Raw genomic sequence first — 15,116 nt, forward strand, 5'->3', positions numbered from 1 at the left:
GGCTATCAGAACGTCGTGCGCAACCCGACCTGAATGCTGCGACCTTCTGCCGGTGCAATATCGCGCAGGATCGAACTGGCATAGCGCACGGTCTGGTTGGTCAGGTTCTCGGCGTTGACGAAGGCCTGCCATTTGCTCTGGCCGACATCAAAGTGATAACCCACATTGGCGCCCAGCGTGGTGTAGCCGTCGGTGCTGCTTTCGTTGTCTGGCACACGATGCTGCGAGCTGGCGTGTTCGATATCGATCCGCGCCTGCCAGCGATCCAGTTCCCACAGCAAACCACTGTTCAAGCGCAGCGGCGCGATGCGCGGCAGGTCCTGGCCGTTGTCGAGATTCTTGGCGCGGGTGTAATCGCCTGACAGCTCCAAAGCAAATTTGCCGTAGGCATTTTCGCCAAGCGTCCAGCGATCCTGCGCCTCGATGCCACTGAAACGTGCACGCACACCCGAGTAGGTGTATTCGGCAATCCCGCCAGCATCCTCTTCGCCTTCGTCATTCAGTGTACGGCCCGTGCCGAGCAAGCCGATGTAGTTGGAGAAGTGACTGTAAAACACACCGACACTGCCCTTGTGCGTGCCGTTGTCGAAGCGCAATGCGAGGTCGCTGGACACGGCTTTTTCTTTCGACAGCCCGGCATCGCCGACTTCATAGGTGCCGGTCGCGACGTGGGCGCCGTTGGCGTACAACTCATAGAAGGTCGGCGCGCGTTCGGTGTAGCCCAATGTCGCGGCGACCGACCAGATCGGCGTCAGCGTGTACACCGCGCCGGACGACAGGCTGCCGGCGGTGAAACTGCTGGAGCGGTCGGCATTGGCAAAGCGCTCGTTGCCTTTGGCGTCCGGGTCGACGGTGGTGTGTTCGAGGCGTCCGCCGAGGGTGAACAGCAGGCGCTCAGTGGCTTGCAACTCTTCCAGAATGAACAGTGCGCCAGCGTCAGTATCGGTGTGCGGCACAAAGGCTTCTTCGCCCAGTGCCGAGAATTCGTTGCGGCTGACCTGGGCGCCGATTACCCCGTTGAACGGGCCCAGCGGTTGATGCCGGGCCTCGACCCGAGCTTCGTAACCCTTGTTCTTGAAGGTGGTACCGACTTCACCGCCCTCGATTTCCCGGTGCTGGTAATCGGTGTAGCCGGCATCGAGTTTGATCGAGCTGAACGGCCCGTCGAGATTGCGCATTTCCGAGGCGAACGCGTAGTGCTCCTGCTGCATGCGAATGCGCACGTCGTCTTCGGCGGGCGAGCCGTAGTTCGAATCGTAATGGCTGTAGGACAGACCGGCGTAACCGTCATCCCAAGTGTAGGAACTGCCGACGGCGCCGCCATCCTGACGACCGTCGCTGTTGGCGAGCCGATGCTTGCGCGAGTCGCCGTCGTCGTTGGCGCGCGCCGTGCCGGTCTTGGCGTAGCCGGGAATTTTCAGGTCATTGAATTCACGGGCGCTGGCGTCCAGGTGCAAGGCGAACTGACCGTTGCCGGCCTCGAGTTTCCCCGCGCTGCTGCGGGTCGTGTCGGCACCGCCGTAACGCAACTCGCCGGCCCCGTGAATGCCTTCGATGGCTTCGGTGGGGATGCGGTTATCGAAGGTGTTGACCACCCCGCCGATCGCGCTGCCGCCGTACAGCAACGCCGCCGGGCCACGGACGATTTCAATGCGCTCGACGTTGACCGGGTCCAGCGGCACCGCGTGATCGTAGGACAGCGACGAGGCGTCCAGCGCGCCGACGCCGTTACGCAGGATGCGAATGCGGTCACCGTCCTGCCCGCGAATGATCGGCCGACTCGCGCCCGGGCCAAAGTACGACGAGGACACGCCGGGCTGCTTGTTCAGCGTCTCGCCGAGGCTGCCCTTCTGCTGCAACGTGAGGTCGTCGCCGCTGAGGACGGTCGAGGGCGATGCCAGGGTCTGGCTGCCCAGCGGATTGCCGGTGATGACTTGCGGTTGCAGTTCGAGCGGCTCGGCGGCGAACACAGGTGAGGCAACAAGCAGCGCGGCGGCCAGAGGAGTCAGGCGTCGTTGAAGGGGTTGGGAACGGGCAGGCATTTCAGAACTTCCATGAGCAGAAAAATGAGATCGCTGCCGGCGTTTGGCGAGTAACGCTGGCAGAAACAGAATGAAATCTTTTTTATGTTATACAATAACATTTCTTTATGTCATCACGATTCTCGCAATCCGTTTTGCAGCAAGCCCTCAAGCACGGGGATTTCAAGGTCGAATCAGACAATCATCCAACCTGCGCAACAGGCAAAAACGCTGAAAGACTGCGCCTATCAACCTCCAATAGTCGGCCTATTAGCTGGTTGCCCAAGTCGGGTCTAGCCTTACTAGTCCGAAGTCGGCATGAGCCGGCCGCACAAGACCTGATAAGGATCCGAACATGGCAAATGAATCGAAATGCCCGTTCAACCACGCTGCCGGTGGTGGTACGACGAACCGTGACTGGTGGCCGAATCAACTGAACCTGAAGATCCTCAGCCAGCACTCGCCCAAGTCCGATCCGCTGGGCAAGGACTTCAACTACGCCGAAGCCTTCAAGAGCCTGGACTTCCAGGCCCTGAAACAAGACCTGCGCGCGCTGATGACCGACTCGCAGGACTGGTGGCCAGCCGACTTCGGTCACTACGGCCCGCTGTTCATCCGCATGGCCTGGCACAGTGCCGGCACCTATCGCACCGCCGACGGGCGCGGGGGCGCCGGCTCCGGCCAGCAGCGTTTCGCCCCGCTCAACAGCTGGCCGGACAACGTCAGCCTCGACAAGGCCCGGCGCCTGCTGTGGCCGATCAAACAGAAATACGGTCGCAATATTTCCTGGGCCGACCTGATCGTGCTCACCGGCAACGTCGCACTGGAATCCATGGGCTTCAAGACCTTCGGTTTCTCCGGCGGCCGTCCCGATGTCTGGGAGCCGGATGAAGACGTGTACTGGGGTTCGGAACGCGAATGGCTCGGTGGCGACAGCCGTTACGGCAAAGACAAGTCAGCCATGCAAGAACCCGGGGACGGTACACTGGTGGCCGAACCCGATCTGCATGGCAAAGAGGAAAGCCGCACCGATCAGGGCGAACGCAACCTGGAAAACCCGCTGGCCGCCGTGCAGATGGGCCTGATCTACGTCAACCCGGAAGGTCCGGAAGGCAATCCCGATCCGGTCGCCTCGGGTCGCGATATCCGCGAAACCTTTGGCCGCATGGCCATGAACGACGAAGAAACCGTGGCCCTGATCGCCGGCGGTCACGCCTTCGGCAAAACCCACGGCGCCGGCCCGGCCGACAATGTCGGGCCTGAGCCGGAAGCGGCCGGACTGGAAGAACAAGGCCTCGGTTGGCGCAACGCGTTCGGCACCGGCAAAGGCGCCGACGCCATCACCAGCGGCCTCGAAGTCACCTGGACCACCACTCCGACCCAGTGGAGCAACAACTACCTGGAAAACCTGTTCGGTTTCGAGTGGGAACTGTTCAAGAGTCCGGCCGGTGCGCACCAGTGGAAACCGAAAAATGGCGCCGGGGCGGGTACCGTTCCCCATGCGCACGATCCGAGCAAAAAGCTCTCGCCGACCATGCTCACTTCAGACCTGGCGCTGCGCTTCGACCCGATCTACGAGCCGATCGCCCGACGCTTCCTGGCCAACCCGGACCAACTGGCGGACGCCTTCGCCCGCGCCTGGTACAAGCTGATCCACCGTGACATGGGCCCACTGTCGCGCTACCTCGGCCCGGAACTGCCGAACGAGGAACTGCTGTGGCAAGACCCGATTCCTGAGGCCACGCACCCGCTGATCGACAGCAACGACGCGGCGGCGCTGAAAAGCAAAGTGCTGGCGTCCGGGCTGTCGGTGTCGCAACTGGTGTCCACCGCATGGGCCGCCGCATCAACCTTCCGTGGTTCCGACAAGCGTGGCGGCGCCAACGGTGGCCGTCTGCGTCTGGCCCCACAGAAATTCTGGCAGGCCAATCAGCCGGAGCAACTGGACAAGGTGCTGAAAACCCTTGAGGGCATTCAGAACGAGTTCAACGCCGGATCATCCGGCAAGAAAGTCTCGCTGGCGGATCTGATCGTGCTGGCAGGTAACGCCGGGGTCGAACAAGCGGCGAAAAACGCCGGGCACTCGGTGTCGGTGCCGTTCAATCCAGGTCGAACCGATGCGACTCAGGAGCAAACCGATGTCGAGTCGTTTGGTTTCCTCGAACCGATTGCCGATGGTTTCCGTAACTACAGCAAAGGCAAATACACCGTTTCCGCCGAAGCATTGCTGATCGACAAGGCGCAACTGCTCACCCTCTCCGCCCCGGAAATGACCGTACTGGTCGGTGGTCTGCGGGTATTGGGGGCCAACGTCGGGCAAAGTCGGCATGGTGTGTTCACCTCGCGCGCTGAAACGCTGAGCAATGACTTCTTCACCAACCTGCTGGACATGGGCGTGGAGTGGAAGCCGACCTCACCGGCAGCAGACGAGTTCGAAGGACGCGACCGCAAGACCGGCAGCGTGAAGTGGACGGCGACGCGGGTGGATCTGGTGTTTGGTTCCAACGCGATTTTGCGCGCGCTGGCCGAGGTGTATGCGAGTGCTGACGCGAAGGAGCAGTTCGTGAAGGACTTCGTGGCGGCGTGGGCCAAGGTGATGGAGCTGGATCGGTTTGACCTGAAATAACAGAAAACGCAAAAACCTGTGGGAGCTGGCTTGCCAGCGATAGCGGTAGATGAGTCAACATCAACGTTGAATCTGAGGCCGCCATCGCGGGCAAGCCCGCTCCCACAAGGTCTGATCTTATCCCTACTTACGCCAGGCTTTTGCTCACCACTTCGTACACATCACTCGACAACTGCCCAGAAGCCAGAATCCGCTCCAGCTCAGCCTTCATCAAGGCCTGACGGGCGCTGTCGTATTTGCGCCAGCGGGTCAGTGGCGCCAGTTGCCGCGAGGCGATCTGCGGGTTGAAGCCGTTCAATTCGATCACCAGATCCGCGAGGAAGCGGTAGCCCGAACCGTCGGCGGCGTGGAAGTTGATCAGGTTCTGCCCGGCAAACGCACCGACCAGCGCACGTACCTTGTTCGGGTTCTTGATGTTGAACGCCGGGTGCTGCATCAACGCCTTCACCCGCGCCAGACCGCCCGGCAACGTGCTGCCGGCCTGCACGCTGAACCACTGATCCATGACCAGCGGGTTGTCCTTGAAGTGCTCGGCGAAAGTTGCCAGCGCTTTGGCCTTTTGTTCTTCGAACGGCGAGTTGACCAGCACCGCCAACGCGGTGAGGCGCTCGGTCATGTTGTCGCTGTTTTCGAACTGTTCCTGTGCAGCGGCCAACACCTCCGGCTTGCCGCTGAGCATCAGGTACGACAGCGCAATGTTCTGCAGTGCACGACGGGCAAAGTGCTCGGCCTCGGCCACGTATGGCGTCTGCTTCGACAAATCGCGGTTGGCCTGATAACGCAGCCACAGCGCTTCGAACAGGTTGTCCGCCAGTTGCTTGCGGGCAAACTCGCGAGCGGCGTGGATCGCCTCGACATCCGCCACTTCGCTGATTTCGGTCAGATACGCTTCGCTCGGCAGCGAAAGCATTTCAGCGACCATGGCCTGATCCAGCGACTCGTCGGACAGCACGGTTTTCAGCGCCGAGATCAGACGTGGATCAAGCACCAGGCTCTCGCCCTTCTGCTGCTGGGCGATCAATTCCTGCAGTACTTGCACCGACAGTTGCTGACCGGCATCCCAGCGGTTGAAGCCATCGCTGTCGTGCTGCATCAGGAACATCAACTGGTCGCGGTTGTACGGGAAGCTCAGTTTGACCGGCGCCGAGAAACCACGCAGCAACGATGGCAGCGGGTGTTCAGCGATGTCGACGAAGGTGAACGTCTGCTCGGCTTCAGTCACCGAGATCACACGGCTGGTACCTTGCGCTGCCGCTTCACCGGCCAGACGCAGGACAATCTCGTTGCCCTTGCTGTCGAGCAGGCCCAGTTCGACCGGGATCACGAACGGCAGTTTTTCCACTTTGTCCGGCGTTTCCGGGCAGCTCTGACGGAAGGTCAGGCTGTAGGTTTTCGCCGCAGCGTCGTAGGACTCGCTGACCGCCAGACGCGGCGTGCCGGCCTGGCTGTACCAGCGCTTGAACTGGGTCAGGTCGACACCGTTGGCGTCTTCCATGGCCTTGACGAAATCGTCGCAGGTCACGGCTTGGCCGTCATGGCGATCGAAGTACAGGTCACTGCCCTTGCGGAAGCCTTCGGCGCCCAGCAGGGTGTGGATCATGCCGACCACTTCCGAGCCCTTTTCGTACACGGTCAGGGTGTAGAAGTTGGAGATCTCGATGAAGCTGTCCGGACGCACCGCATGGGCCATGGGACCGGCATCTTCGGCGAACTGGTGGGTACGCAGGTACGCCACGTCCTGGATGCGCTTGACCGTGGCCGAGTTCATGTCCGAGGAGAAACCGGCGTCGCGGAACACGGTGAAGCCTTCCTTGAGCGACAGCTGGAACCAGTCGCGGCAGGTCACGCGGTTGCCCGACCAGTTGTGGAAATATTCGTGGGCGACGATCGCCTCGACCCGCTGGTGCGCGGCGTCGGTGGCGGTTTCGGCGCGGGCCAGCACGGCGCTGGAGTTGAAGATATTGAGGCCCTTGTTCTCCATCGCGCCCATGTTGAAGTCGTTGACGGCGACGATCATGAAGATGTCCAGGTCGTACTCGCGACCGTAGACCTGTTCATCCCAGCGCATCGACTTCTTCAGGCTGTTCATTGCGTGCTGGCACTTGTCGATGTTTTCCGGCTCGACGTAAATGCGCAGTGCAACATTGCGATTGGTCATGGTGGTGAAGGTGTCTTCGACACACCACAAATCACCGGCCACCAGCGCGAACAGGTACGCCGGCTTCATGAACGGGTCTTCCCAGGTCGCCCAGTGCCGGCCGTCTTCGCCCGGCCCGGAGGCAATCGGGTTGCCGTTGGACAGCAGCACCGGATAGCTGTGCTGCTCGGCGACCACCGTGGTGGTGAACTTGCTCATCACGTCCGGGCGGTCGAGGTAATAAGTGATCTTGCGGAAGCCTTCGGCCTCGCACTGGGTGCAGAACATCGTGCCGGACTTGTACAGGCCTTCCAGCGCGGTGTTGGTTTCCGGGTGGATTCTGACGCTGGTGTCGACCGTGAAGCTGGCGCTGGCCGGCTGCAGCGTCAGGGTGTTCTCAGTCAGCTGATAATCGCCGGCGCCCAGTTCCTGGTCGGCCAGGGTCACCGACAGCAGTTCCAGCTGCTGGCCGTCGAGTACCAGTGGCGGCAGGCCCGGGCCACGCTCCGGGTTGCGGCGCATCACCAGTTGCGCGTGGACCAGGCTGTGGTCCTCGAACAGCTCGAAGGTCAGGTGCGTCTCGTCGATCAGGTACTCGGGCGCCTGATAGTCCTTCAGGTAAATCATCTTCGGTTGTTCGGTGCGCATGCTGGAATCCTTATTGATGCACGGCGAGTTGATAGGCCGTGTATTTACGAACGTTGATCACGCCGGTGTCGAAAATCAGGTACTGACCCTTGATCCCCAGCAGCGTGCCTTCGGCAATCGGGTTCTTGTCCAGGTTGAAGCTGACGATTTTGGCCGGGTATTGCTCGACCGGATAGCGGATTTCGAGCGGTTCTACATCGGCAATCGTCTGAATTGCCTGTAGGCCGAATCGCTGTTGCAGACCTTGCAAGCCTTCAGCGCAGCTTTCAAACAGTTGATCGCGCACTTGCGCCAGGTCCACCGCCGCCGCATCGCCCTTGAGCAAGGCGCGCCAGTTGGTCTTGTCGGCCACCTGGCTGCGGAACAGGTCTTCGACGAAGCCCGACTGCTGACGCGTGGCGACGCGCATGATCGGCAGCGCCTGACTCGCGCCCTGATCCAGCCAGCGGGTCGGCAACTGGGTAGCACGAGTGATGCCAACCTTGATCCCCGACGAGTTGGCCAGATACACCACATGATCGGTCATGCAGAACTTCTGACCCCACTCCGGCTCACGGCAGGTGCCGGCCTCGAAGTGGCAGCGCTCCGGGCTCATGATGCAGAGGTCGCACTGGGCCAGTCTGGTCATGCACGGGTAGCAGTAACCCTGGCTGAAACTGGTTTTGGTCTTGCGCCCGCAATGGGTGCAATGAATCGCCCCCAGGTACTCCAGACGCACCGTAGTGCCGATCATGGGGTTGACCGGCACCTCGACGTCATCGAGACGAAACGCGTATTGCACGTTCGGCCCGTCCAGGCGCGCCGACATTTTGCTGATTGCACCGCGGCCAATCTCGATCAATGGATGGCATCCGACTTGAACAGGATGTTCGGCACTTCGATCGACTTCGACGCACATTCCTGCGGGCCCATGTAACCGGTACGCTGGTCTTCAGGCAGGTTCTGGATTTCCCAGGCGATCATCGCCTGCAGCGACAGCTCGCGCTGTTCGGCGGTGAGTTTGCCGCCATCGGACCACTTGCCGATTTCCACGGCCAGTTTCAGGCTCTCGTAGATGTCCGGGGTGATGTTGTTGATCATGTCGTTAAAAGAGGACATCTGGGTCTCCGTGCTCTCTATTCACTGAAAATGTTAGGCGGCCAGTTTACGGCGGTTATACAAACCGCCCAACAAACCGGTGAAGCATCCGATGAGTAACCCGCTGACGTGCGCGGCGTTGGCGATCTGACCGAAACCGATCATCGAAACCAGCCCGGACATGCAGATCACCAGCCACACCAGCATCATCACCAGCACCCCACGCGGCAGGCGATACGCCGGGTTCGGCGCCAGCAACTGGAAAATCCAGCAGTGGCCAAGCAGTCCGTAAAGCACGCCGGACAAGCCGCCGAACAGGCTCGGGCCGCTCCAGGCAAACTGCGCGTAGTTCGACACCAGGCTGAACAGCAGGGTCAGCCCGAGCAGATTGATGCTGCCCTGACGTGACTCGATGCGCCGCCCCAGCTCCCAGTACCACATGCCGTTCATGGCCAGGTGCAGGATGCCGAAATGCAGCAGCATCGGCGTGAACAGGCGCCACCACTGCCCCGCCGCCAGGCTGTCGGCCAGCGGCGTGAACTGGATGTACTCGCCGACCACGCGAAAGTCGAGGAAAGTCAGCCAGCGGATCGTTTCGAGGTTGTCGCCCAGATAGGTCAGGCCACCGACCAGCAGGCTCAGCAGCAGGATCAACCCGGTGGCCTTGGCGTGTTTGAGTTGTTCGGCGAAGCTCGGGCGCTTGAAGGTTGGCGCCAGCGGGATGTCCAGTTGCTGATCGGGATCGCCGGCCGGGAAGCGCTCGTACAGCGAACGTACGTCTTCGCTGATTTCCGCTGGCGCCCACAGCACCTGCTCGCCCGCCTCTTCACTGACCCGATGCGGCACCTGCATCCGTTGCAGCAGCTTGACGAAACCACTCAAATCCACCGCCAGTGGCAGACGCAATACCGCTACCGCACTCATTGCAGCACCTCCGGCCGCTCGACATCGACCCAGACAAATTTATGCGGATCCAGGCGTGTTTCCTGATCCAGACGATAGGCCACCAGTTTGCCGTAGAGCACCGCGCTGTAATCGAGACACGCGAGATTCGGGCGGATCGGCGCCGGTTTGCCGCTGCGCCAGTAATGGCCGACGAACAACAACGGCTCGTCGATGCCGTAGCGCAGCAGGTTGTTTTTTTCACTGGAGGTCAGCGGTTTCTGCGCCACCGGCTCAGGCAGTGCATCCGGCTGGAAGACAATGTCGCCGTAGGTTTTCGGATCGTCTTCCCAGAACTTGGTACGGAAGAACGAACGCACCAGACCGTCGCCACTGGTCATGGTCAGGCCATCCGGCAGGCGCATGTCGGTGCCGCGCAGCAAGCGGTCGAACACGGTGCAGGCGAAGCTGCCGGGCACGGCCGAGGCCTGGAGAAAGTGCTCGTCGATACGCGCATCGGGGAACAGACCGCGCAACGGTTCGATCAGGCTGGCATCCCAACAGGCGTGCACCACGCGGAATCGTCCGGCATCGACCACCAGCGGCAGTTCGTAGAACCAGTTGAGGAAGTCATGCCAGTCGCCCGGATGGTCTTCGAACTGGGTCAGGGTTTCGTGCAGCAGGCGTGCATGACGCGGCGTGTGTTCGCGCACGAACTGCTTGCCGCTGCCCGGCAGCGCCGGCGTGCTCCAGCCCAGTGCGTTGAATTCGTGATTGCCCATGATGCACAGCGCCTGCCCGGCCTCGACCATGTCGTGGACGATGTGCAGGGCTTCGCGGATCCGCGGGCCACGGTCGATGATGTCGCCGACGAACACGGCCATGCGCGATGGGTGCCGCCAGACCCCGCCCTGCTTGTGATAACCGAGGCGGTCAAGCAAGTGTTCGAGGGTCAGGGCGCATCCGTGCACGTCACCAATCAAGTCATAACTGCGCGCGGGATCGAGCATCAGTCGCCTCCACCACCCAACTTGCTGCCCCAGCCGAGTTTGGTCCGGCAGACTTCGTAGTAATTGTGGTCGAGCGGATGAATCAGCCGCAGCTTCTGGGCTTTCTTGCTGACGGTGATGGTGTCGCCCGGCGCGCAAGTGAAGTGGTTCTGCCCGTCGCAGGAAACCTGCGGGTAGATCTGCATGTTTTTCGACACGACGATTTTCAGCTCACTGTTGCCATCGACCACAATTGGCCGGCTCGACAACATATGGGGGTACATCGGCACGATCACAATGGCGTCGAGCTTGGGATGCATGATCGGGCCACCCGCCGACAACGCGTAAGCGGTGGAACCGGTCGGGGTGGCGACGATCAGACCGTCGGCCTTCTGGCTGCAGACGAACTGGCCGTCGATGTACAGCTCGAACTCGATCATCCGCGTCGATTTACCCGGGTGCAGCACCACATCGTTCAGCGCATCGCCCTGGCCGATGGCCTCGGCGTGGCGGCGGACTTCGGCTTGCAGCAGGAAACGGTTTTCCACCAGATAGTGGCCGTCGAGCACCTTGGCCACTTCGACTTCCAGCTCATCGGGGCGAATATCCGTCAGAAAGCCGAGGCTGCCACGGTTGATCCCCAGCACTGGAATATTGTGCTTGGCCAATGCGCGTGCAGCTCCGAGCAAACTGCCGTCACCGCCGACGACGATGACCATGTCGCAGACTTCGCCGAGCATCTTGCGCGACGAGGTTTGCAGGCCGTGGCCCGGCAGGACTTCGGCGATGGTGTCTTCGAGAATCACGTGCAGGTGACGATCGAGCAGAAAGCGTTTCAGTCGGCGGACGGTATCCAGCACCTGGGAACTGCCCAGGCGACCGATGATGCCGATATTACGAAATTGCTCCATGGGACCTCTGCGGACAATCGAAAACGCGAAAAGCACGATTATGGGCGAAAGCCCGCCATAGACAAAATCCTTTCAGCCTCAAGGGTGCGCGCGTGTTTCAGGCTATGCTCGCAAGATGATCCTGTTTCCCGACCTGCTCCTGTTGCCACATCAATTACGCCATCCCGAAGTGCGGGATCTGGCGTGGGTGATTCTCGCCCCGCCGATGCTCGCGGCGACGCCTTGGCCGCAACGCCATCCGCTGGCCGGCAGCGACTGGGTCAGCGATCCCGCGCGCCTGGAGCAGTGGCTGCGGCAACTTGACCGGGACAGTTATGGCTTGCTGCATTGGCTGGCGCAGGCGCGCACCCGGCGACTGGGCCTGTATTACGAGCGGTTGTGGCAGTTTGCCGTGGAGCATGCGCCGGGCATTGAACTGATTGCCGCCAACCTGCCGATCCGCCGCGAAGGCCACACCCTCGGTGAACTGGACATGCTGCTGCGCGACCGCGACGGCGTGCATCACCTGGAGCTGGCGATCAAGTTGTACCTGGGGCCGCAGCACGGTGACGGCCACGACGCGGCGCAATGGCTGGGGCCGGGTTGTCATGATCGACTGGACCGCAAACTGGCGCATCTGGCCGAACACCAGCTGCCGATCTCGGCGCGCCCGGAAAGCCGTGCGGCACTGGCCACGCTGGATATCGAAGTGTTCAGTGCGCAGTTGTGGCTGGGCGGCTACCTGTTGTACCCGTGGCCCGGTCATGCCGAGCCGCCGAAAGGGGCGCATCCGCAGCATCTGCGCGGCAGTTGGTTGCATCAGAAGGACTGGCCGGCGTTCGTCGCCCAGCGCCCGGCCGGACGCTGGCAACCGCTGCCCCGCCATGCGTGGCTGGCGCCGGCACGCTACCCGGCAGATCAGACCTGGAGCGCTGAACACCTGCAGAGGTGGCTGGACACCCTGGAACCGATGGCTCCGGCGCAACTGATGGTGCGCCTGACCGAGAATGCCCGGGGCGAATGGGAAGAGGCGGAGCGGTTGTTTCTGGTGGCGGATCTCTGGCCGAATGTGCCGGGCCAGGCTTGAGATTTTGCGGTGTTTGCACCGGCCCCATCGCTGGCAAGCCAGCTCCCACAGGGATCTACTGTGTGCTCACTTTCTGAGCCGCATCACAAAACCTGTGGGAGCTGGCTTGCCAGCGATCTTCTGTGTGCTCACTTTCTGAGCCGCACCACAAAACCTGTGGGAGCTGGCTTGCCAGCGATCTTCTGTGTGCTCACTTTCTGAGCCGCATCACAAAACCTGTGGGAGCTGGCTTGCCAGCGATGGGATCAACTCGGTCTAAAGGGATAACCGCAACGCCAAAGCCGCCAAGGTCATCAACAACACCGGCACCGTCAGCACAATCCCGACCTTGAAGTAATACCCCCAGCCGATCCGGATATCCTTGCGCGCCAGTACATGCAACCAGAGCAACGTCGCCAGACTGCCGATCGGGGTAATTTTCGGCCCCAGGTCGCTGCCGATCACGTTGGCATAAATCATCGCTTCCTTGACCACACCGCTCGCCTGGCTGGCATCAATTGACAGCAAACCGATCAGTACCGTCGGCAGGTTGTTCATGATCGACGACAACAGCGCTGTCAGTACCCCGGTGCCCAGCGCCGCGCCCCACACGCCATAACCGGCGAACACATCCAGCCATCCAGCGAGATACCCGGTCAGCCCGGCATTACGCAGACCATAGACCACCAGGTACATGCCCAGCGAGAAAATCACGATCTGCCACGGCGCTTCTTTGAGCACCTTGCGCGTGGAGATCTTGTGACCACGGGCAGCGATCCCCAGCAGCAACGCAGCGCAGACTGCGGAGATCGCGCTGATCGGGATGCCCAGCTGTTCGAGGAAGAAGCAGCCGATCAACAGGATCACCAGCACCACCCAACCAGCGTAGAACGTGGCCTTGTCGTGGATCGCCGTGTGCGGCTGTTCGAGCTGTTCGGGATCGTAGGCCTTGGGGATGTCGCGGCGGAAAAACCACATCAGCACGCCCAGGGTCGCGGCCACGCTGACGAAGTTGACCGGTACCATCACCGCCGCATAGCGGTTGAAGCCGATGTGAAAGAAGTCCGCCGAAACAATGTTGACCAGGTTCGACACCACCAGCGGCAGGCTCGCGGTGTCGGCGATGAAACCGGCGCCCATGACGAACGCGAGGGTTGCCGCCGGAGAAAAGCGCAGTGCCAGCAGCATCGAAATCACGATCGGCGTGAGGATCAGTGCCGCGCCATCATTGGCGAACAGCGCCGACACCAGCGCGCCGAGCAGCACCATGTAGGCAAACAGCTTGCGCCCACTGCCCCGCCCCCAGCGCGCCACATGCAGCGCGGCCCAGGCGAAGAATCCCGCTTCGTCGAGCAACAGACTGATGATGATCAGTGCGACGAAGGTGCCGGTGGCGTTCCAGATGATCTGCCACACCAGCGGAATATCGCTCAGGTGCACGACGCCGAAGATCAATGCGAGTACGGCGCCGAGCGTCGCGCTCCAGCCGACGCCGAGGCCTTTGGGTTGCCAGATGACAAGGGTGATGGTCAGCAGGAAGATCAGTGACGCAGCGAGCATTCGCGACAGCCTTAATGAATGAAATAAACCAAACCACACAACTGTGGGAGCGAGCCTGCTCGCGAAAGCGGACTGTCAGTCACCACGAGGTGTGGCTGATGACCCTTTCGCGAGCAGGCTCGCTCCCACAGGATTTTCTCAAGCCGCAGCTCTGACCCGATTATTTTTTGTGTTGTTCCACAAATTCCCCATACGCATTGATGAAATTTTGCAGGAACGGCTTGACCGACTCGCTCAATTTGCCCGCCTCGTCAAACGCTGAACCCGCACCGCCCAGGTACGCTTCCGGCTGCTGCATGCACGGCACATCGAGAAACACGAAAGACTGGCGCAGGTGCTGGTTGGCACCAAAACCGCCAATGGCCCCCGGCGACACGCTGATCACCGCTCCCGGCTTGCCGCTCCAGACACTTTTGCCATAAGGCCGTGAGCCCACGTCAATCGCATTCTTCAAAGGCGCCGGCACCGAGCGGTTATATTCCGGGGTGACAAACAGCACCGCGTCGGAAGAGCCCACCTGCTGGCGGAAAGTGCTGTAGGCTGCCGGCGGTGAATCGCCGTCGATGTCTTCGTTGTAAAGCGGCAGATCGCCAATTTCGACAATCTTCAGTTTCAGGTTCGCCGGTGCCAGCTCGGCCAGTGCCAGCGCCACTTTGCGGTTGATCGATGCTTTGCGCAGGCTGCCGACGACTACAGCGACGTTGTAGACATTGCTCATGGAAGACTCTCGACTGTCCGTGGGAAGAGCCAGTAGTTATAGATGATTCGATGACCGTTTCACCAGCGTGCGCAATAAATTCCTCCGCGCTGATTATTTTTTTCCTGCAGGAAAACTTACAGGGCTTGATGACGGTCTACCAAGCCGCAAATCAAGCGTTTTATCTCCAGAGGTTCTAAGCAGATGGCAGCAGTACTCGTCGGTCAGTTCCATGCAAGAGATGCGGAAGGCCGCGTTTATTCCGTGCATGAGTTCCAGGAATCCACCCCGTCGGCAGACGGTTTCACCGGCATGGAGCCTGTCACCACCTACAAACTGGCGATTGGCGATCGAGTCAAGAAGCTCAGCGACAATGAGTTTTTGCTGGTTCAGTCGGACATCACCCTGATCCGCGAACCCGAGCCAACCGTTGCTCAATAACCGCGCGTTATGAGCAGAAGTCATGTGCGCAGACTTGGGGTAGGATTCAGCCACTGACCCCACCTGCTGAACATGGACTTCA

Annotated in this window: 12 protein-coding genes; 3 read left to right on the forward strand and 9 right to left on the reverse strand. The window is 61.1% G+C overall.

Features of this window, described 5'->3' with window-relative positions; translation table 11 throughout:
- Window positions 1-5: 5 nt before the first annotated feature.
- Window positions 6-2,042, reverse strand: a complete 2,037-nt coding sequence (locus L6D63_RS07230; RefSeq protein WP_131671354.1) for a TonB-dependent receptor — start codon at window positions 2,040-2,042, stop codon at window positions 6-8.
- A gap of 334 nt (window positions 2,043-2,376) precedes the next feature.
- Between L6D63_RS07230 and katG the strand changes: the two genes are divergently transcribed.
- Window positions 2,377-4,647 carry a catalase/peroxidase HPI gene (katG, locus tag L6D63_RS07235; protein ID WP_131671353.1) on the forward strand — a complete coding sequence of 757 codons (2,271 nt, stop codon included), beginning with the start codon at window positions 2,377-2,379 and terminating at the stop codon, window positions 4,645-4,647.
- Between the two features lie 127 nt (window positions 4,648-4,774).
- Here katG and pepN read toward each other — a convergent pair whose 3' ends face one another.
- Genes pepN through L6D63_RS07265 form a run of 6 tightly spaced genes read right to left on the reverse strand, consistent with a single transcriptional unit; the run spans window position 4,775 to window position 11,291 of the window.
- On the reverse strand, window positions 4,775-7,432 hold the full coding sequence (pepN, locus tag L6D63_RS07240) for an aminopeptidase N (protein ID WP_131671352.1): 2,658 nt from the start codon (window positions 7,430-7,432) through the stop codon (window positions 4,775-4,777).
- A gap of 10 nt (window positions 7,433-7,442) precedes the next feature.
- Window positions 7,443-8,273, reverse strand: a complete 831-nt coding sequence (locus tag L6D63_RS07245; protein ID WP_095668982.1) for a DUF2797 domain-containing protein — start codon at window positions 8,271-8,273, stop codon at window positions 7,443-7,445.
- A complete protein-coding gene (locus L6D63_RS07250) occupies window positions 8,270-8,530 on the reverse strand; it encodes a YeaC family protein (protein WP_007919229.1) in 261 nt (86 codons plus the stop codon). The genes L6D63_RS07245 and L6D63_RS07250 overlap by 4 nt, the downstream gene beginning before the upstream one ends.
- A 33-nt stretch (window positions 8,531-8,563) precedes the next feature.
- Window positions 8,564-9,433, reverse strand: a complete 870-nt coding sequence (locus tag L6D63_RS07255) for a rhomboid family intramembrane serine protease (RefSeq protein WP_041067247.1) — start codon at window positions 9,431-9,433, stop codon at window positions 8,564-8,566.
- The gene (locus L6D63_RS07260; protein ID WP_372241222.1) at window positions 9,430-10,404 is read right to left on the reverse strand and encodes a metallophosphoesterase; all 975 of its coding nucleotides are present in this window, start codon (window positions 10,402-10,404) and stop codon (window positions 9,430-9,432) included. The genes L6D63_RS07255 and L6D63_RS07260 overlap by 4 nt, the downstream gene beginning before the upstream one ends.
- Window positions 10,401-11,291: an NAD(+) kinase gene (locus L6D63_RS07265; protein ID WP_003224174.1), complete on the reverse strand. Its 891-nt coding sequence runs from the start codon at window positions 11,289-11,291 to the stop codon at window positions 10,401-10,403. Before L6D63_RS07265 ends, L6D63_RS07260 begins: the two co-directional genes overlap by 4 nt.
- Window positions 11,292-11,406: 115 nt before the next feature.
- On the opposite strand from L6D63_RS07265, the gene L6D63_RS07270 reads away from it, so the two are divergent.
- Window positions 11,407-12,357 carry a DUF1853 family protein gene (locus tag L6D63_RS07270; protein ID WP_131671351.1) on the forward strand — a complete coding sequence of 317 codons (951 nt, stop codon included), beginning with the start codon at window positions 11,407-11,409 and terminating at the stop codon, window positions 12,355-12,357.
- A 255-nt stretch (window positions 12,358-12,612) separates the two neighbouring features.
- Here L6D63_RS07270 and L6D63_RS07275 read toward each other — a convergent pair whose 3' ends face one another.
- Both L6D63_RS07275 and L6D63_RS07280 read right to left on the reverse strand, forming a co-directional pair.
- A complete protein-coding gene (locus L6D63_RS07275; protein ID WP_047293716.1) occupies window positions 12,613-13,896 on the reverse strand; it encodes an arsenic transporter in 1,284 nt (427 codons plus the stop codon).
- Window positions 13,897-14,056: 160 nt separating this feature from the next.
- Window positions 14,057-14,614, reverse strand: coding sequence for an NADPH-dependent FMN reductase (locus tag L6D63_RS07280; protein WP_131671350.1), 558 nt, complete (start codon window positions 14,612-14,614; stop codon window positions 14,057-14,059).
- Window positions 14,615-14,797: 183 nt separating this feature from the next.
- On the opposite strand from L6D63_RS07280, the gene L6D63_RS07285 reads away from it, so the two are divergent.
- On the forward strand, window positions 14,798-15,034 hold the full coding sequence (locus L6D63_RS07285; protein ID WP_041067263.1) for a hypothetical protein: 237 nt from the start codon (window positions 14,798-14,800) through the stop codon (window positions 15,032-15,034).
- Window positions 15,035-15,116: the final 82 nt, after the last annotated feature.

This window comes from Pseudomonas parakoreensis (assembly GCF_021602155.1).
GTDB lineage: Bacteria > Pseudomonadota > Gammaproteobacteria > Pseudomonadales > Pseudomonadaceae > Aquipseudomonas > Aquipseudomonas parakoreensis.